Annotated in this window: 18 protein-coding genes; 13 read left to right on the top strand and 5 right to left on the bottom strand. The window is 71.0% G+C overall.

The window, feature by feature from the left end:
* Positions 1-36: 36 nt before the first annotated feature.
* The 3 genes from ACQPZP_RS16930 to ACQPZP_RS16920 all read right to left on the bottom strand — a co-directional run bounded on the left by ACQPZP_RS16930 (position 37) and on the right by ACQPZP_RS16920 (position 4,679).
* Positions 37-684, bottom strand: coding sequence for an NUDIX domain-containing protein (locus ACQPZP_RS16930; RefSeq protein WP_433478564.1), 648 nt, complete (start codon positions 682-684; stop codon positions 37-39).
* Positions 681-2,375 (bottom strand): CTP synthase, encoded by a 1,695-nt coding sequence (locus ACQPZP_RS16925; RefSeq protein ID WP_433478563.1) that lies wholly within the window; start codon positions 2,373-2,375, stop codon positions 681-683. The genes ACQPZP_RS16930 and ACQPZP_RS16925 overlap by 4 nt, the downstream gene beginning before the upstream one ends.
* 597 nt (positions 2,376-2,972) lie before the next feature.
* A complete protein-coding gene (locus tag ACQPZP_RS16920; protein ID WP_433478562.1) occupies positions 2,973-4,679 on the bottom strand; it encodes a hypothetical protein in 1,707 nt (568 codons plus the stop codon).
* Positions 4,680-5,052: 373 nt separating this feature from the next.
* Here ACQPZP_RS16920 and pip point away from each other — a divergent pair, with 373 nt between their 5' ends.
* The 9 genes from pip to ehuA all read left to right on the top strand — a co-directional run bounded on the left by pip (position 5,053) and on the right by ehuA (position 13,175).
* A complete protein-coding gene (gene pip / locus ACQPZP_RS16915) occupies positions 5,053-6,021 on the top strand; it encodes a prolyl aminopeptidase (RefSeq protein WP_433468730.1) in 969 nt (322 codons plus the stop codon).
* 622 nt (positions 6,022-6,643) lie between these two features.
* Positions 6,644-7,192, top strand: a complete 549-nt coding sequence (gene ectA, locus ACQPZP_RS16910) for a diaminobutyrate acetyltransferase (RefSeq protein ID WP_433478561.1) — start codon at positions 6,644-6,646, stop codon at positions 7,190-7,192.
* Between the two features lie 50 nt (positions 7,193-7,242).
* Positions 7,243-8,505: a diaminobutyrate--2-oxoglutarate transaminase gene (gene ectB, locus ACQPZP_RS16905; RefSeq protein ID WP_433478560.1), complete on the top strand. Its 1,263-nt coding sequence runs from the start codon at positions 7,243-7,245 to the stop codon at positions 8,503-8,505.
* A 43-nt stretch (positions 8,506-8,548) separates the two neighbouring features.
* On the top strand, positions 8,549-8,944 hold the full coding sequence (locus tag ACQPZP_RS16900) for an ectoine synthase (RefSeq protein ID WP_433468727.1): 396 nt from the start codon (positions 8,549-8,551) through the stop codon (positions 8,942-8,944).
* Positions 8,941-9,879: an ectoine hydroxylase gene (thpD, locus tag ACQPZP_RS16895; protein ID WP_433478559.1), complete on the top strand. Its 939-nt coding sequence runs from the start codon at positions 8,941-8,943 to the stop codon at positions 9,877-9,879. Before ACQPZP_RS16900 ends, thpD begins: the two co-directional genes overlap by 4 nt.
* Positions 9,880-9,980: 101 nt before the next feature.
* Positions 9,981-10,874, top strand: coding sequence for an ectoine/hydroxyectoine ABC transporter substrate-binding protein EhuB (gene ehuB, locus ACQPZP_RS16890; protein ID WP_433478558.1), 894 nt, complete (start codon positions 9,981-9,983; stop codon positions 10,872-10,874).
* A 3-nt stretch (positions 10,875-10,877) separates the two neighbouring features.
* The gene (gene ehuC / locus ACQPZP_RS16885) at positions 10,878-11,594 is read left to right on the top strand and encodes an ectoine/hydroxyectoine ABC transporter permease subunit EhuC (protein ID WP_433478557.1); all 717 of its coding nucleotides are present in this window, start codon (positions 10,878-10,880) and stop codon (positions 11,592-11,594) included.
* Positions 11,594-12,247: an ectoine/hydroxyectoine ABC transporter permease subunit EhuD gene (ehuD, locus tag ACQPZP_RS16880; protein ID WP_433468723.1), complete on the top strand. Its 654-nt coding sequence runs from the start codon at positions 11,594-11,596 to the stop codon at positions 12,245-12,247. Before ehuC ends, ehuD begins: the two co-directional genes overlap by 1 nt.
* Positions 12,234-13,175: an ectoine/hydroxyectoine ABC transporter ATP-binding protein EhuA gene (gene ehuA, locus ACQPZP_RS16875; RefSeq protein WP_433478556.1), complete on the top strand. Its 942-nt coding sequence runs from the start codon at positions 12,234-12,236 to the stop codon at positions 13,173-13,175. Before ehuD ends, ehuA begins: the two co-directional genes overlap by 14 nt.
* A 64-nt stretch (positions 13,176-13,239) precedes the next feature.
* Here ehuA and ACQPZP_RS16870 read toward each other — a convergent pair whose 3' ends face one another.
* Positions 13,240-13,893 (bottom strand): HD domain-containing protein, encoded by a 654-nt coding sequence (locus ACQPZP_RS16870; RefSeq protein WP_433478555.1) that lies wholly within the window; start codon positions 13,891-13,893, stop codon positions 13,240-13,242.
* A gap of 102 nt (positions 13,894-13,995) precedes the next feature.
* Between ACQPZP_RS16870 and ACQPZP_RS16865 the strand changes: the two genes are divergently transcribed.
* From ACQPZP_RS16865 to ACQPZP_RS16850, 4 genes are all read left to right on the top strand, one after another.
* The gene (locus tag ACQPZP_RS16865) at positions 13,996-14,979 is read left to right on the top strand and encodes a GlxA family transcriptional regulator (protein ID WP_433478554.1); all 984 of its coding nucleotides are present in this window, start codon (positions 13,996-13,998) and stop codon (positions 14,977-14,979) included.
* Positions 14,980-15,073: 94 nt separating this feature from the next.
* Positions 15,074-16,234, top strand: coding sequence for a thiolase family protein (locus ACQPZP_RS16860; RefSeq protein WP_433468719.1), 1,161 nt, complete (start codon positions 15,074-15,076; stop codon positions 16,232-16,234).
* 2 nt (positions 16,235-16,236) lie between these two features.
* Positions 16,237-16,608, top strand: coding sequence for a Zn-ribbon domain-containing OB-fold protein (locus ACQPZP_RS16855; protein ID WP_433478553.1), 372 nt, complete (start codon positions 16,237-16,239; stop codon positions 16,606-16,608).
* 34 nt (positions 16,609-16,642) lie between these two features.
* Positions 16,643-17,779, top strand: coding sequence for an NAD(P)H-dependent flavin oxidoreductase (locus tag ACQPZP_RS16850; RefSeq protein ID WP_433478552.1), 1,137 nt, complete (start codon positions 16,643-16,645; stop codon positions 17,777-17,779).
* Here the strand turns inward: ACQPZP_RS16850 and ACQPZP_RS16845 are convergent.
* On the bottom strand, positions 17,763-18,182 hold the full coding sequence (locus tag ACQPZP_RS16845; protein ID WP_433478551.1) for an ATP-binding protein: 420 nt from the start codon (positions 18,180-18,182) through the stop codon (positions 17,763-17,765). The genes ACQPZP_RS16850 and ACQPZP_RS16845 overlap by 17 nt on opposite strands.
* Between the last annotated feature and the right edge of the window lie 85 nt (positions 18,183-18,267).

The raw sequence follows: 18,267 nt of genomic DNA, 5'->3' as shown, positions 1-18,267 counted from the left end.
GCCCCCTCCGCCCGCCGGAGGGGGACCTCATCCGGCTCAGTCCTCCGGCGCGTCGACCGGCCGCAGATCACCGAACCCGGACGCCCGCGCCGCGTGCACGGCGAGGATCCCCATGCAGGCGATCATGTTGTGCAGCTCACCGGCGAACACCTTGCGGACCGCCTCGTCCAGCGGCACCCATACGACCGGCATGTCGGCCTCCTCGTGGACGCGCTCGAAGCCGATCTGGTCGGCGGGCACCTCGGTGAGACCGCGGGCGAGGAAGATCCGGACCCGTTCGTCGGTCATGCCGGGCGAGGGGAACACGTCGAGCAGGGTGTCCCAGCGCTCGGCGCGGTACCCGGACTCCTCCAGCAGCTCCCGCTCGGCGAGCTTGTGCAGGGGCTCGCCGTCCACGTCCCGCAGCCCGGCGGGCGCCTCCCACAGCAGCCGCGACACCGGGTGCCGGTACTGGCGCAGCAGCAGCACCCGGTCGCGGTCGTCGAGGGCGAGGACGCCGACGGAGCCGATGTGCTCGATCACGTCGCGGCCGACGGCCTCCGTGCCGTCGCCGCGCGGCATCTCGACCCGGTCGCGCCGGACGCCGAACACGCGCCCCTGGAACGCCGTCGAGGACTCCACGACGTTCCAGCGGTCGGGCCGGTCGCGGACGTCGCCCGGCCCGAGCTCCTCGCCCCCGGTCATGACGCGGCCACGGTCCCCGCCTCGCCCTCGTCCGCGCGCACCTCGGCGTAGTCGATGGCGGCGGCGACGAGGCCGGTGAACAGCGGGTGCGGGCGGGTCGGGCGGGACCGGAACTCCGGGTGGGCCTGCGTCCCGACGAAGAACGGGTGCACCCCACGCGGCAGCTCGACGTACTCGACCAGGCGCCCGTCCGGCGACAGGCCGGAGAACCGCAGCCCGGCCTGCTCCAGCCGGTCGCGGTAGGCGTTGCTGACCTCGTAGCGGTGCCGGTGCCGCTCGGACACCTTCGCCTCCCCGTACAGGTCCCGGACGACGGAGCCCTCGGCGAGATCGGCCGGGTAGAGACCGAGCCGCATCGTCCCGCCCATGTCGCGCTCCCCGGCGACGACGTCGACCTGGTCGGCCATGGTGGCGACGACGGGATGCTCGGTGGTGGCGTCGAACTCGGCGCTGCCGGCGTCGGCGAGCCCGCCGAGCGTCCGCGCCGCCTCGATGACCATGCACTGCAGGCCGAGGCAGATGCCGAGCAGCGGGACGTGGTTCTCGCGGGCGTGCCGGACGGCGCCGAGCTTGCCCTCGATGCCGCGGACCCCGAACCCGCCGGGGATGAGCACGCCGTCCACGCCGTCCAGCTCCCGCTTGGCGCCCTCGGGCGTCTCGCAGTCGTCGCTCTTCACCCAGCGGATGTGCACCTTGGCGTCGTTGCCGAACCCGCCGTGCCGCAGCGCCTCGGTCACCGACAGGTACGCGTCGGGCAGGTCGATGTACTTGCCGACCAGCGCGATCGTGACCTCGCGGGCGGGTTTGTGGACGCGGCGGAGCAGCTCGTCCCAGGCGCCCCAGTCGACGTCGCGGAACGGCAGGTCGAGGCGCCGCACGACGTAGGCGTCCAAGCCCTCGGAGTGCAGCACCTTCGGGATGTCGTAGATGCTCGCGGCGTCCACCGCCGACACGACGGCCTCGCGGTCCACGTCGCACATCAGGCTGATCTTGTGCTTGAGCCCGTCGGTGATCGGCCGGTCCGACCGGCACACGATCGCGTCGGGCTGGATGCCGATGGAGCGCAGCGCGGCCACCGAGTGCTGCGTCGGCTTGGTCTTCAGCTCCCCGGACGGGCCGATGTAGGGCAGCAGCGACACGTGCAGGAAGAAGCAGTTCTCCCGGCCGATCTCGTGCCGGATCTGCCGCACCGACTCAAGGAACGGCAGCGACTCGATGTCGCCGACCGTCCCGCCCACCTCGGTGATGACGATGTCGACGTCCCCGTCGTCCGCCATCCCGCGGATGCGGTCCTTGATCTCGTTCGTGATGTGCGGGATCACCTGCACGGTGTCGCCGAGGTACTCCCCGCGCCGCTCCTTGGCGATCACGTTGGAGTAGACCTGCCCGGTGGTGACGTTCGCGGACCCGTGCAGCTCGGTGTCCAGGAACCGCTCGTAGTGCCCGATGTCCAGGTCGGTCTCGGCGCCGTCGTCGGTGACGAACACCTCGCCGTGCTGGAACGGGTTCATCGTGCCGGGGTCGACGTTGAGGTAGGGGTCGAGCTTCTGCATGGTGACCCGGAGGCCGCGGAGGGCGAGAAGCCGCCCGAGGCTGGACGCCGTCAGTCCCTTGCCGAGGCTGGAGGCGACACCGCCGGTGACGAAAAGATGCTTGGTAGGACGTGACCTACCAGTGGCTGCCGAAGGCAAGAAGGCGCTCCCGTGGTCGAAACGATGCGGACGGTACCGCACATGTCCACGGGCCTCTAGCTTATTGCATTTCTCTCCTCCTTCGGGCCCCGGGGGCCCTCCATCGTCGAGAAACGCTGTGCGATCGCTGCATCGCTCCGTCTCGCCTGGCGGCTCGCTGCGCGATCAGGGTCTCGCGTCGCTCGCCCCTGCCTTCGGACGCGATCGCGACGATTGAGCTCGTCGCGGGGTTGCGGCGGTGGCCGATGCGGGCGCGATCCGCTCCCGTTCAGTGCTGGCTGATGCGGACGCGGTCGCCGCGTTCAGCGGTGGCCTGTGCGAACGCGATCGCTCCATTCAGCACTGGCCGATGCGGGCGTGGTCGCTCTGTTCAGCCGTGGCTGAGCCGTACCTCACAGAGGCTCCCTGGGTCCTGAAGCTCAGCCGGGGCGCGGGCAGGCGAGTGCAGCGAGCGGGGCGCGCATGCCCGTCGAGCCGAGCGACCGCAGCGCCACGTCACCAACCCGCACGGTCGCAACGACCTGCGCCGTGGCGTGAGGATCGACCGGCTCGCGACGGGGGTTCCAGGGGGTCGCCCCCCTGGGCCGACACAGCCCCCTACAGACGGGGCGTGGCCGCTGTGGGCATGATCGTGCGGAGTTGCCTGGTGAGTTCGTCGATCAGGGAGCGGGCCTGGTCGGCGGCCTGGCGGGCAGCGTCGCGTTCCTGGGACAGCTCGGCGATCTGGGCGCGCTGCTCGGTGACGGCCTGGGCGAGCTGGTCGACCCACTGGTCGCGCTCGGCGAGCTTCTCGGCGACGGCGTCGCGCTCGGCGGCCAGCTGCCGCATCGCGGCGACCGTCTTGTCGCGTTCGCGGCCGGCCTGGTCGGCGCGGCCGCGGGCCAGGGTGAGCTCGGACTCGGCGCGCGCCTGCGCCTGGACGGCGGCCTCCCGGTTCCGCTCGGACGCCTCCCGCGCCTTGGCGCTGCCGTCGCGCTCCCGCTCGGCCTTCTTGGCGGCCTCGAGGGACTGCGCGGCCGTGTCGAGCGCCTGCTGCCGCTCGGCCTCGGCGGCCTCGGCCCGCCCGGAAGCGTCCTGGATGCGGCGCTCGGCGTCCTGGGCCCGCCGTTCGGCGTCCTGGGCGCGGCGCTCGTTCTCCTGGGCGCGCCGCTCGGCGACCTCGGCGCGGCGCCGGCTCTCGTCGGCCTCCTTGCCGGCGGCGACGACGGCGTGCTGCAGGTTCTGCGCGGTCATCTCCGCGTCGGTGACCTTGGCGCGGAGCGCCGACAGCTCGCCGTGGGCGGTCTCCAGGGCGCGGGACAGCTCGGAGGCCTGCTCGGCGACGCGGTCGCGCTCGGACTCGGCGGAACGTCGCCCGCCGACGGCGTCCTCGACGGCGCGCAGGGCGTCGTCGCGGGCCTCGCTCATGGCGTCGCGCTGCTGGATCGCCTGCCGGACGGTGGCCTCGGCCTCGGAGAGGCGCCGTTCGGCCTGCTCGACCTGGGCCTGCACCTGCTCCATCTGCGCGCGCGCCTGGTCGGCCTGGGCGCGGGCCTGGTCTGCCTGGGCGCGCCCCTGCTGGGCCTGGTTCCAGGCGGCGGCCGCGTCGCGCTGCGCGTTCTCCTTCTCGGTCTGGAGCGCGGCGATCTGCGTGACCGCCTCGTTCTGGACCTCGGCCGCGCGGCGCTCGGCGTCGGCGAACTGACGCTCGGCCTCCACGGCGCGGCGTTCCGCCTGCTCGGCCTGGCCGCGGGAGCGCTGCACCTCACCCCAGGCGGCCGCGGCGTCGCGCTGCGCCGACTCCTTCTCCGCCTGGATCGCAGCGACCTGCGACGACGCCTCGTTCTGGGCCTCGGTGACGCGGCGCTCGGCCTCCACGGCGCGGCGGTCGGCCTGCTCGGCCTGGCCGCGGGCGCGCTGCACCTCGCCCCAGGCGGCGGCCGCGTCGCGCTGCGCCGACTCCTTCTCCGCCTGGATCGCAGCGACCTGCGAGGCGGTCTCGGTCTGCGCCTCGTTGACCTTGCGCTCACCTGCGGCGAGCGCGTCGCCGATGAGGTCGGCCATCTGGCGGAGCCGCTCGACGATGTCCCACGGCTGGGCCTCGGGCTGCTCGACGTCGGGACGCACGAGCTCCCCGGTCCGGTTGTGCGGCCCCGGCTGGCCGTGCTGCGCCGGCATTCCGTGCTGCCCGGGCTTGGACATCTGGATCGGCTGCTGGGCGGCCGGAAGCGCCGGCGGCGCGCCCGGGTCGCGGCCCATGGCCGGCCAGGGCGACGCCCCGTCCGGGACGCCGCGGGCACCGCCCGATCCGTTCAGCTCGCTCACCGGTCTCCTCGCCTTTCGGCCGGGAGCCCGGCGACCGGCATGGCGCCGCTCATCCTGCTCGCTGCGTCCATCGCCCGACGGCTCGTCACTTCGATCACGTGTCTCCTCGCCCGGCGGCGCACGGCCGCGTTCGCGGGGGTCGTTGTGCACATCTCGCTCGCTCCGCAGCCGGCCCTGTGGCTCCTCGCTTCGCTCACCAGAGGCACTCTAGTCCCGACCAGCGGAACGTTTGCCCAGTTTGGGGTTTACTTTCTCGGCCCCCGTCCGGTGTTCGCGCACGCAGGACGCCTGTTCACGGCCCGCGCGGCCCGTCCGACGGTGCCATGGGTCACATCCCGGCCGGGGCCCGGCGCGGGTGGGACAATCGCGCGTCATGGAGCTTCGCACCCTGTATCCGCCGATCGAGCCGTACGACTCCGGGCTGCTCGACGTCGGCGACGGAAACCGTATCTACTGGGAGGTCTGCGGCAATCCGGACGGCAAACCCGCGGTCATGCTGCACGGCGGCCCGGGTGCCGGGTGCAGCCCGGCGCACCGCCGGCAGTTCGACCCGGAGGCGTACCGGATCGTCCTGTTCGACCAGCGCAACTGCGGGCGCAGCCTGCCGCACGCGAAGGATCCGGAGGTGTCGCTGGAGGCGAACACCACCTGGAACCTGGTCGCCGACATCGAGCGGCTCCGCGAGCACCTCGGCATCGAGCGCTGGCTGGTGTTCGGCGGGAGCTGGGGCAGCGCGCTGTCGCTGGCGTACGCGCAGACGCACCCGGACCGGGTGACCGAACTGGTGCTGCGCGGCATCTTCACGCTGCGGCCGTTCGAGCTGTACTGGTTCTACCAGGAGGGCGCTTCGCTGCTGTTCCCCGACCTGTGGGAGAAGTACATCGAGCCGATCCCCGAGGACGAGCGGGAGGACCTCGTCTCGGCGTTCCGCGAGCGCCTCGACTCCCCCGACCGGGACGTGCGGGTCGCGGCGGCGAAGGCGTGGGCGACGTGGGAGGGCTCGACGATCACACTGCGGCCGGACCCCGAGCTGGCCGCCGGGTTCGGCGAGCCGGACTACGCGGTGGCGTTCGCCCGCATCGAGAACCACTACTTCGCCAACGAGGGGTTCTTCGAGGAGGACCAGCTGATCCGGGACGTGGAGAAGATCCGCCACATCCCGGCGGTGATCGTGCAGGGCCGCTACGACGTGTGCACACCGGTCGCGACCGCATGGGATCTGCACCGCGCGTGGCCCGAGGCGGATTTCCACATCGTCGACGACGCGGGGCACGCCTACAGCGAACCGGGGATACTGCACCGCCTGATCGAGGCGACCGATCGCTTCGCCGGAAAAGACTGACGCGCTCCGTCCGGCCGGGCGCACGAGACGGCCCGTCGTCGGCCGCCGAGAATCGGCCGCACTCCAATGCGGCCATCTGATGTCCGGAATGCGCTCGGCGCCCGGTTTCCATGCCGGGCCCGGGCGTGTCGGATGCGACCCGAAATCCGCGAGTTCTTACCCCTTGGAAACCGCAGTCTTACCCGATCGAGATGATCCCTCCCCCTTGAAGGTGAGGGACCCCGGCCTCCCAGGACCCGCGTCAACGCCTTGCCGCACACCCGTCCCAGGCCGCTCGCGGGCGGACGACCTCGCGCGATGCGACGTGACGCCCGCCGCACCCGACCCGTTGACACCGAATCCATGTGACTTACCTCACACAACCGATACATAAATGCGCTCCCGGACCGGCGGCCGAACATTAAGGTGACGTTCAGGAAGTGCCCTGGACGCTTCCGCGACGCATCGGGGAGTCCCTCCTGCGTATCAGCGGGAAATGTGCGCGACGGCCCGAGCAAAGCCCGACGGAATTGCCGCGAAATCGGCGAAGCATTTAACCCTACCCACTGGGCCATAGGGCTAAACATCACGCTGATAACAATCAGTCGCGATCACGGGCCGAGATTCGCTAAGTTGCCTGGACATGGCAGCGCACCCCCTGGAATCACCAACCGGACGCCCCGATGGAAACGAGACGAACGCGGAAGTGCGACTCCAGGAGCCGAGCCTCACCGATGGCCCGCAGCTGTGGCGGCTCGCCCGGGACTCACGCGTCCTGGACGTCAACTCTCCGTACAGCTACACCCTTTGGTGCCGCGATTTCGCGGACACTTCCGTGGTGGCGCGTGACGGCGCGGACCCGTGCGGTTTCATCACCGGGTACGTCCGCCCGTCCCGCCCGGACACGTTCTTCGTGTGGCAGGTCGCCGTCGACCACGACCATCGCGGCCAGGGACTCGCCCGCCGCATGCTCGACCGCCTCGCCGACCGGCTGGCCCCGCGCGGCCACCGGTACATGGAGGCGACGGTCACGCCGGGCAACACCGCCTCTACCGCGATGTTCGAGTCGTTCGCCCGGGACCGCGGGTGCGAGCTCACCCGCAGCCCGCTGTTCGGCGCGCAGCACTTCCCCGAGGGGGGACACGAGCCCGAGGTGCTCTTCAGGATCGGACCGATCACCGGCGTGAACTGACCCACTCCTCGACCCCCACCCGCTCCCACCCCGACTGCCTGGAGGCAGAGATGGACGTTTTCGCCCGCCTGGAATCCGAAGTCCGCGGCTACTGCCGAAGCTGGCCCACCGTGTTCACCACCGCGCAGGGCAGCCACATGACCGACGAGAACGGCAAAACCTACCTCGATTTCTTCGCCGGCGCCGGGACACTCAACTACGGGCACAACAACCCGCAGCTGAAACGCCGGCTGCTGGACTATCTCGCCAGTGACGCGATCGTCCACAGCCTCGACATGTACACGACGGCCAAACGTGAGTTCCTGGAACGATTCAACGAGCTCGTTCTGAGCCCTCGCGGCCTCGACTACAAGGTGCAGTTCCCGGGCCCCGCGGGCAACAACTCCGTCGAGGCCGCGCTGAAACTGGCGCGCAAGTACACCGGCCGCGAGACCGTCGTCAGCTTCACCAACGCCTTTCACGGCATGACGCTCGGCGCGCTCGCCGTCACCGGGAATTCGATGAAGCGCACGGGCGCCGGCGTGCCGCTCGGGCACGGCGTGGCGATGCCCTACGACAACTACCTGGACGGCCGGACGCCCGACTTCCTGCTCTTCGAGACGATGCTCGACGACAGCGGCAGCGGCCTGGACAAGCCCGCCGCCGTGATCGTGGAGACCGTCCAGGGCGAGGGCGGCATCAACGTCGCCACCGCCGAGTGGCTGCGCGGCCTGCAGGACCTCTGCCGCCGGCAGGACATCCTGCTCATCGTCGACGACGTCCAGATGGGCTGCGGCCGCACCGGGCCGTTCTTCAGCTTCGAGGAGGCCGGGATCACCCCGGACATCGTCTGCCTGTCCAAGTCGCTCAGCGGCTACGGGCTGCCGTTCGCGGTGACCCTGATGAAGCGCGAGCTGGACGTGTGGGAGCCGGGCGAGCACAACGGCACCTTCCGCGGGTTCAACCCCGCGTTCGTCACCGCCGTCGCCGCGCTGGAGGACTACTGGACAGGCGACGAGTTCGAGAAGCAGACCCTCGCCAAGAGCCAGCAGGTCGAGGCGGCGCTCGACGACATCGCGCTCACGCACGCCGGGGCGATCGACTCCGTCCGCGGCCGCGGCCTGGCGTGGGGCCTGGTGATGCACGACGCCGAGATGGCCCCGAAGGTGTGCGGCGAGGCGTTCGCCCGCGGCCTGCTGATGGAGACGTCCGGGCCCGAGGGCGAGGTCGTCAAGCTGCTGCCGCCGCTCACCACGACGGAGGCCGAGCTGGACCGCGGCCTGGAGATCATCGCGGACTCGGTGGAGGCCGTCCGCCAGAAGGTCGCCGTGTGAGCCGCCCCGGACACCGCACGGCACCACCGGAAGAGGAGATTTCATGATCGTTCGTTCCCTTGGGGAGATCATCGGCACGGAACGCGACGTGCAGGCGCCGACCTGGTGCAGCCGCCGGTTCGTGCTGGCCAAGGAGGGCGTCGGCTTCTCGCTGCACGAGACGATCCTGTACGCGGGGACCGAGACGAGGATGTGGTACGCCAACCACATCGAGGCCGTCTACTGCGTCGAGGGCCAGGGAGAGCTCACCAACGACGAGACGGGCGAGAAGCACAAGATCGAGCCGGGCGTGATGTACCTGCTCGACGAGCACGAGCACCACACCCTGCGCGCTCACACGGACGTGCGGACCGTATGCGTCTTCAACCCGCCCTGCACGGGGCGGGAGGTCCATGACGAGAACGGTGTCTACCCCCTGCTGACCGAGGAGGACGCATGAGCATCATCGAGTCCCACCCGACCATCGACGACGCCTACCCCACCCGGAAGGCCGCCGAGGCGGCGCTGCTGTACCGGCAGGACCCGGTGGTGTACGGCACCGCGCAGGACGGCCCGGTCGACGCCGCGACCCTGGACTCCTTCGAGGCCAACGGCTTCCTGTCCGTCGACCAGCTGCTCGCGCCGGAGGAGGTCGAGGACTACCGCGCCGAGCTGCGCCGGCTGTCGGCCGACCCGCAGATCCTGGCCGACGAGCGCACGGTCACCGAGCGGGGCTCGGACGAGGTCCGCTCCATCTTCGAGGTGCACAAGATCAGCGAGGTGTTCGCCGAGCTCGTCCGCGACCCACGCGTGGTCGGGCGGGCCAGGCAGATCCTCGGCTCGGAGGTTTACGTGCACCAGAGCCGGGTGAACTACAAGCCAGGCTTCACTGGCAAGGACTTCTACTGGCACTCGGATTTCGAGACCTGGCACGCGGAGGACGGCATGCCCCGGATGCGCGCGGTGAGCATATCTATCGCGCTCACCGAGAATTTCGTGCACAATGGCGGGCTAATGATCATGCCTGGCTCGCACAAGACCTTCGTGGCCTGCGTCGGGGAGACCCCGGACGACCACTACAAGGAGTCCCTGCGCGGCCAGGAGGTCGGCACGCCCGACCCCAACAGCCTGTCGATCCTGGCCGACAAACACGGGATCGAGCTGTTCACAGGGCCGGCGGGCTCTGCCACCATGTTCGACTGCAACTGCATGCACGGCTCGAACGGGAACATCACCCCGTTCCCGCGCTCCAACGTGTTCATCGTGTTCAACAGCGTGGAGAACACATGCGTCGAGCCGTTCTCGGCGCCCGCGCCCCGTCCGACGTTCATCGGCTCCCGTGACTTCACTCCCGTCGGCGCCGGAGGCGCTTCCGAGGGCCTGTCCGGGGCCTGAATGATCACAACAATTCGATAACCCCGACCCACCCGCTCAGCGCCCGTAGGGGGCCGTCCGGCCCCCTACGGGCGTTGAGCACACCCACCAGGAGTTCAACGATGACTTCTTCGAGACGCGACTTCCTCCGCAACGCGGTGCTGCTGTCCGCCGCGGTGCCGCTGGCCGCGGCGGGCTGTTCGACGACGAATCCGGAGGAGGAGAAGTCGGGCGGCGGCACGCTGGACAAGGCCAAGAGCGCCGGCTCGATCACGGTCGGCTTCGCCAACGAGGCGCCCTACGGCTACACCGACAAGTCCGGGAAGCTGACCGGTGAGGCGCCCGAACTGGCCCGCGTCATCTTCAAGAACCTCGGCATCGACGAGATCAAGGGCGTCCAGGTCGACTTCGGGGGACTCATCGCCGGGCTCAACGCCAAGCGGTTCGACGCGATCGCCGCCGGCATGTTCATCACGCCGGAGCGGTGCGCCTCGGCCGCGTTCGCCAACCCCGAGTACGTCGCCAAGAGCGCCTTCATGGTGCCCGAGGGCAACCCGAAGGGCCTGAAGGCCGCTGAGGACCCGGGCAAGAAGGGCGTCAAGGTCGGCGTGCTCACCGGCGCGGTCGAGGCCGGCTACGCCGAGAAGACCGGTGTGAAGAAGGGCGACATCAAGACGTTCGCCGACCAGGCGAGCGCCTTCGAGGGCCTGAAGGCGGGGCGCATCGACTGCATCTGGCTGACCCGCATCTCGCTGGCCGACCTGCTGACCAAGCACAAGGGCGAGGGCTTCGAGGTCACCGACGCGTTCACCCCGGTCATCGACGGCAAGGAGCAGCTGGGCGCCGGCGCGTTCGCGTTCCGCAAGGCCGACACCGATCTGGTGAACGCGTGGAACGAGCAGCTCGCCAAGCTGAAGCAGGAGAACAAGCTGCTGCCGATCCTGCAGCCGTTCGGCTTCACCCAGGCGGAGATGCCCACCGCGGACGACACCGCCGCCAAGTTCTGCCAGGGCTGACCCGTGTCCGATGTCCTCGACAGCTATCCCCAGTGGCTGGACGGGGCGTGGGTCACGGTCCGGCTCACTCTCCTCGGCGGCGCGCTGGCGCTGGTGCTCGCCCTGATCTTCGGGTTGGCGGGCACCTCGCGCCACTCGGGCGTGCGCGTGCTGAACCGGGTGTACGTGGAGTTCTTCCGCGGCAACGCGACGCTCGTGCTGCTGTTCTGGTTCTTCTACGCGCTGCCCCTCATCGGCCTCCGGTTCTCCACGATGTTCGCGGCCGTGCTGGCCCTCGGCCTGAACGTCGGCGCCTACGGCGCGGAGGTGGTCCGCGGCTCGATCAACGCCGTCCCGAAGGCGCAGTACGAGGCGACGATCGCGCTGAACTTCACGCCCCTCCAGCGGATGCGGCGCGTCCTGCTCCCCCAGGCGTTCGCGCTGATGCTCCCCCCCTTCGGCAACCTGATCATCGAGCTGATGAAGGGCACGGCCATCGTGTCCCTGGTCGGGCTCGTCGATCTGACCCGGGTGTCGAAGAACATCCAGGGCAGCACCGGCCAGACCGTCGCGGCGTTCTCGGTCGTCCTCGTCCTGTACTTCGTGATCGCGCAGATCCTGCAGCTGTTCGTCCGCTACGCCGAGCGGCGCGTGGACCGCATGCTGGGCCGCAGGCTGCCGAGTGAGCCGTCCCTCGGGACGATCGCGGCCGGCGCGCCGGGGACGGGGGTGAACGCCTGATGAGCTGGGACTGGCAATACTCAGGTGACATCCTCCCCGACCTGCTGGACGGGCTGCGCTACACGGTCATCGCGACGCTGCTCGGCTATGTGCTCGCGCTGGTCCTCGGGCTGGTGTGGACGCTGCTGCGCCGCTCGCCGAGCCGGGTCTTCAACCAGGTGATCCGGTGGATCACCGAGTTCATCCGGTCCACGCCGCTGATCCCGCAGCTGTACTTCGTGTTCTTCGTCCTGCCCGCGTGGGGCATCACCATCGGTTCGCTGACCGCGGGCGTCCTCACGCTCGGGATCCACTACTCGACCTACACGGCCGAGGTGTACCGCGCCGGGATCGCCGACGTCCCGAAGGGTCAGTGGGAGGCGTGTACCGCGCTGAACCTGCCGCGTTCGCGGGTGTGGCTCGATGTGATCCTTCCGCAGGCGATCCGGCGGGTGATCCCGACGCTGGGCAACTACCTGATCGCGATGTTCAAGGACTCGCCGATGCTGCTGGCGATCAACGTCGCGGAGCTGCTGTTCTCCGCGTACCAGGTGGGGTCGAAGTCCCTGCAGTTCCTGGAGCCGATCACGATGGTCGGCCTGTTGTTCGTCATCGTCAGCGTCATATCCTCGATACTTGTCCGCCGCTTGGAGAGGCGTTATGCCACCAACTGACACCACACCGGAAGCCCCCACGCCCAACGGGCCGGACGGCGGCGCCGAGCAGAAGGACGCCGCCGCCGGACAGGACGCGTCCACGCAGAAGGAGAGCGTGTCCACGCAGAAGGGCGGCGCGACGAAGAGCGAGCCGGCCGCCGACCTGCCGCACGGTGAGGCGCCCGGCATCCGCTTCGAGAAGGTCGTCAAGCGGTTCGGCTCGAACGTCGTGCTCCGCGAGCTGGACTTCACCGTGGAGCCTGGCGAGCGCGTGACGCTGATCGGGCCGAGCGGGTCGGGCAAGACCACCATCCTGCGGCTGCTGATGACCCTGGAGACCCTCAACGAGGGGCTCATCTGGATCGGCGACGAGACGCTGTGGCACATGGACCGCGGCGGCAAGCGCGTCCCGGCGAACGAGAAGCACCTGCACGAGATGCGCAAGCAGGTCGGCATGGTGTTCCAGCAGTTCAACCTGTTCCCCAACATGAACGTGCTGCGCAACCTCACCGAGGGGCCGGTGCGCGTGCTCGGGGTGTCCAAGGACGAGGCGGTCGAGCGCGCCAGGGGCCTGCTGGACATGGTCGGCCTGTCCGACAAGGAGAACGCGCACCCGACCCAGCTGTCGGGCGGCCAGCAGCAGCGGGTGGCGATCGCGCGGGCGCTCGCCATGCAGCCGCGCGTCCTGCTGCTGGACGAGGTCACCTCCGCGCTGGACCCGGAGCTCGTCGTCGGCGTCCAGGACCTGCTGCGCGACATCGCGCGGCAGAGCGACCTGACCATGCTGTGCGTCACCCACGAGATGACCTTCGCCAAGGACATCTCCAACCGGGTCCTGATGTTCGACCAGGGCCAGATCGTCGAGGAGGGCCCGCCGGAGCAGATCTTCGGTGAGCCGTCCGAGCAGCGCACCCGGGATTTCCTGCAGGCCGTTCTCGCGTCCTGACCAGGGACCCCATCCCCGCGTCGCCCGCGTCCCCGTCGCCCCGGGGACGCGGGCGACTCCCGTTTCAGCGCATGCCGGGCCAGGCGGCGGCCACGAGATCCGCCCAGGTGGGACTGGCCGGGCCGACGCCGTACTGGCGGGCGACCTCCGCGGGCAGGCTGCCCATCGGGGCCTTTGCCGGGTTCTCGGCGATCTGGTCGACGATGAGGCCGGTGAGGCCGCAGTCCTGCTCAAGACGGGGGAACGCGGCGTGCACGCGCTCGGCGAGGCCCTCGGGGAGCGACCCGGCGCGGAGGCCGGCCATGTCGGTGCCGGTTCCGGCGTGGGTGAGCGCGATCTCGGGCCGCATCAGGTGCGCGATGCCGGTGCTGGTGTGCAGGGCGATCGCCTCCCAGACCACGCGGGTCCGCTCCTCGTCCAGGCCGTTCCCGCTCACGAACCGGGCGGCGAGGTCGGCGCCGTCCACCTCGAAGCGCCGGCCGCCGTTCCCCTGTTCGGTCAGGCCGAGGTCGTGCAGGACGCTCGCCAGGAACAGCGCCTCGTCGTCGTAGTCGCCGCCGGGGTGAAGGCCCCGCGCCTCGCCGAGCGCACGGCCGAACAGGTAGGTCCGGACGCTGTGGTGGGCGAGCGCCGCCGTGCCCGTGGCGAACACCAGGTCGTACGCCTTGCGGGTCAGGTCGGTGTCGGGCATGGAGAATTCGGCGAAGCGGTCGGCCATCGAGGCTCCTCGGGTGTGCTGTGAACGGACCCCACCGATCGTGCGGTGCCGGACCGGAGGCCGAACAGTGTCCGGACTGCCGATGTGCGCTACGTTCTGGCCATGCACGTGGTCGCGGTCCTGGCGCTGGACGGAGTGGTGGCGTTCGACCTGTCCATCCCGGGCCAGGTGTTCGGTGTGACGACGACGTCCGGGAACGTCCCGCTGTACGAGATCCGGGTGTGCACGCCGCCGGGCGGTGCGGAGACGTCCCCGATGCTGGGGCGCATGCGGGTGGACGGCCCGTTCGGGCTGGACGCGCTGGCCTCGGCCGACACCATCGTCGTCCCCGGGCATGAGGACGCCCTGTCCGCTCCGCCGGACGAGGTGCTGGACGCGCTGCGCGACGCCGCGTCCCGCGGCGCCCGGATCGCGTCGATCTGCGTCGGCGCGTTCGTGCTCGCCGCGGCCGGGCTGCTGGACGGGCGGCGCGCCACCACGCACTGGCGGTACGCGGCCGCGCTGGCCCGGCGGTTCCCCGGTGTCGAGGTCGACCCGTCGGTGCTGTACGTGGACGGCGGCCAGGTCCTCACCTCGGCCGGGGTCGCGGCGGGCATCGACCTGTGCCTGCACATGGTCCGCCACGACCACGGCTCCGCGGCGGCCGCGCGCACCGCGCGGCGGATCATCATGCCGCCGCAGCGGGACGGAGGCCAGGCCCAGTTCATCCGCCATGAGGACCCGCCGGACGGGGACGCCGCGCTCCAGCCCACGCTGGCGTGGCTGGAGGCGAACCTGCACCGTCCGCTGACGCTGGACGACATCGCGCGGCACGCGTCCGTCAGCGTCCGGACCCTGACGCGGCGGTTCCGCGACCAGGCGGGGACGACGCCGCAGCAGTGGCTGGCGCGGGCCCGCGTCCACCGGGCGCAGCAGCTCCTGGAGAGCACGGACCTGCCGGTCGAACGCGTAGCGGCCGAGGCCGGGTTCGGCTCGCCGGTCACGCTGCGCGCCCACTTCGCCCGCCGTGTCGGGGCGTCCCCCCTCGCATACCGGAGTGCCTTCCGGGCTCGTGATCACCCCCGCCCGGACGTCTGCCGAACGTGATTCTGTACCGTGGCGCTACCGGACAGGGGAGGACGGACAGTGGCACGAGCAGAGGACGGCGCTCGCGGAGCGGACGGGGAACGGAGGTGAGGCGGTGAACACCGCGATCGCGGGGCTCGGGATGACCGAGCTCGGCAAGGTGTACGGGCGGAGCCCGCGGCGGCTCGCCGCCGACGCGGTACGGCTGGCCGCCGCCGACGCGGGCCTCGCGCTCGGCGACCTGGACGGCCTGCTGGTCAGCCACGGCATGAGCGGCTCCCCCGGCATCGAGCTGGCCGACACGCTCGGGCTCCGCGACCTGCGGCTGCTGTCCCTGGTCAGCTCCTTCGGGGCCACGGCCGGGGCCATGGTGTCGTACGCCGCGATGTCGGTGCTGAACGGGTCGGCGACCACGGTCGCGTGCGTGTTCGCCGACGCGCCGCTGAAGCCGAAGCAGTCGTCGGGCTCCGCCTACAACCGGGACGCCCGCGAATGGTACGGCTTCGGCGGGATGACGGCCGCGCTCGGCCTGCGCAGCGTCAACTCCCACTACGCGCTCGCCGCCCAGCGCCACATGGCCCGGTACGGGACGACGAGCGAGCAGCTCGGCGCGATCGCCGTGTCCACCCGCGCGTGGGCGGCCGGCAACCCGCTCGCCCAGATGCGGGACCCGATCACGATCGAGGACCACCAGAACTCCCGCTGGGTGTCCGAACCGCTGCACCTGCTGGACTGCTGCCTCGTCTCCAACGGCGCCGTCGCCGTCATCGTGACCAGCGCCGACCGGGCCCGCGACCTGGCGCGCCCACCCGTCCACCTGTGGGGCTGGGGGCAGGGGCATCCCGGGCATCGCAAGGAGCGCGGCAGCGACTACGGCCTGACCACCGGGGCCGCGGCGTCCGGCGCGGCGGCGATGAAGATGGCCGGGATCACCGCGGCCGACGTGGACGTCTGCGAGCTGTACGACTGCTACACCTACACCGTCCTGGTGACGCTGGAGGACTACGGGTTCTGCGGCAAGGGCGAGGGCGGCGCGTTCGCCGCGTCCGGCGCGCTCGGCCCCGGCGGGTCGCTGCCGACCAACACCGGCGGCGGGCAGCTGTCGGCGTACTACATGTGGGGCATGACGCCCCTGTCGGAGGCCGTGATCCAGGCGCGCGGGGACGGCGGGGAGCGGCAGGCGCCGTCCGCCGGCGTGATCCTCGTCAGCGGGAACGGCGGCATCCTCGACCACCACTCCACGCTGATCGTCAGCCCGCACGAGAAGGGGGCCTGACCATGGACATCGGCGTTCTGCGGCGGGACGGCCGGACCGACCCGTTCTTCGACGGCGCCGCCACCGGCCGGCTCGTCGTCAAGCACTGCGAGGCGTGCGACCGCTGGTTCGCGCCGGACGCGTCCGGCTGCCCCGGCTGCGGCGAGGAGGACCTCGGCTGGGCGGAGGCGAGCGGCCGGGCGACGCTCGTGACCTGGACGATCCTGCCCAAGGACCCGCCCGCCTTCCTGGCGCTCGTCGAGCTGGCCGAGGGGCCGTGGCTGCACACCCGCCTGGACGGCGTATCCCGCGACGACCTCCGCGAGGGCCTGGCGTTGCGCGCGACGTTCGAGCACCCGGACGAGGGCGAGGCGTACGTCCTGTTCCGGCCCTAGACCGAATGCGGTTCGGTCCATTAGCGTCGACGTCATGAACACCGAGGTCTGCGCACGGTTCGGCATCGAGTTCCCGCTGTTCGCCTTCAGCCACTGCCGCGACGTGGTCGCCGCCGTCACCAACGCCGGCGGCTTCGGCGTCCTCGGGGCCGTCGCCTACACCCCCGACCGGCTTGAGGAAGAGCTGCGCTGGATCGACGACCACGTGAACGGCCGCCCCTACGGCGTGGACGTCCTCGTCCCCGGCAAGATCGACAAGTCGGCGGAGGGCGGCGGCGGCCTCGACGCGATGCTCGCCGCCATCCCCGACGAGCACTGGACCTTCCTCACCGGCCTGTTCGCCAAGTACGACGTCCCGCTGCCGGACTTCGAGAAGGCCAAGCGCTCCAACGCGCGCGGCGGCACCCAGGTCACGGCCAAGGGCGCGACCGAGCTGATCGACGTGTCGCTCGCCCACCCCATCGGCCTGATCGCCAGCGCCCTCGGCACCCCTCCCCCGCTGATGGTGGAGAAGGCGAAGGCCGCCGGGATCCCCGTCGCCGCGCTCGTCGGAACGTCCGAGCACGCCCGCCGCCAGGTCACCGCGGGAACGGACCTGATCGTCGCGCAGGGCGGCGAGGCCGGCGGCCACACCGGCGAGATCTCCACGATGGTCCTCGTCCCCGAGGTCGTCGACACCGTCGCACCGGTTCCCGTCCTCGCCGCGGGCGGCATCGCCACCGGACGCCAGATGGCCGCCGCGCTCGCCCTGGGCGCGTCCGGCGTCTGGTGCGGCTCCGTGTGGCTCACCACCGAGGAGGCGGAGACGTCCCCGCCGGTGAAGGAGAAGATGCTCGCCGCCACGTCCCGCGACACGATCCGGTCCCGCTCCCGCACCGGCAAGCCCGCCCGCCAGCTCCGCTCCGCCTGGACGGACGAGTGGGAGGGCCCCGCGAGCCCGGGCGCACTCGGCATGCCGCTCCAGATGATCGTCGCCGAGGGCGCCATGCGGCAGATCACCAAGGTCGCCGAGTCCGGCAACCCGGGCGCCCAGGCCCTCGCCAACTACTTCGTCGGCCAGTGCGTCGGCCTCATGAACACCGTCAAACCCGCCCGCCAGGTGGTCTACGACATGGTCGAGGACTTCGCCAACGCCGTCGACCGCCTCAACACCATCACCGAGGCTGACTGAACGGCGGCGGGCCCGGGAACCGCATCCACACGGTCGTCCGATCGCCATCCGCCCGGACGCCCCACTCCAGCGCCAGCGCGTCGATGATCCGCAGGCCGCGTCCGTCCTCGGCGAGCGGATCGTCCCGCATCACCGGCAGCGCCCCGAGCGCCCCGTCGTCGGTGACCTCCGCAACGACATCCCCGCCCAGCACGGTGAACACGACCGTGACCCGCCCACGCCGCCGACGCCCGGACGCCGTGTGCTCGACCGCGTTCGTGAACGCCTCGTTCACGCACGTTTGGACGTCCGCGAGGGACGGATGCCCGTCCCCCAGCACGTCCCGGACGAACACCCGCGCGAACTTGGCCGCCTGCACCACACCCGGCAGGGTGAGCGCCGCGATGACCTCGCTGATCGCCATCAGAGTCCTCCCTCTCGGGACTCAGGCTCCAAGCGCAGCGCAGCCGCAACAACACGTTCCGTATCCCCCGAAAGGACTCCCCACT

Source organism: Spirillospora sp. CA-142024 (assembly GCF_050942325.1).
Taxonomy (GTDB): domain Bacteria; phylum Actinomycetota; class Actinomycetes; order Streptosporangiales; family Streptosporangiaceae; genus Spirillospora.
The sequence above is the reverse complement of the archived record's forward strand: the minus strand, read 5'-3'. Positions and strand labels throughout refer to the sequence as shown.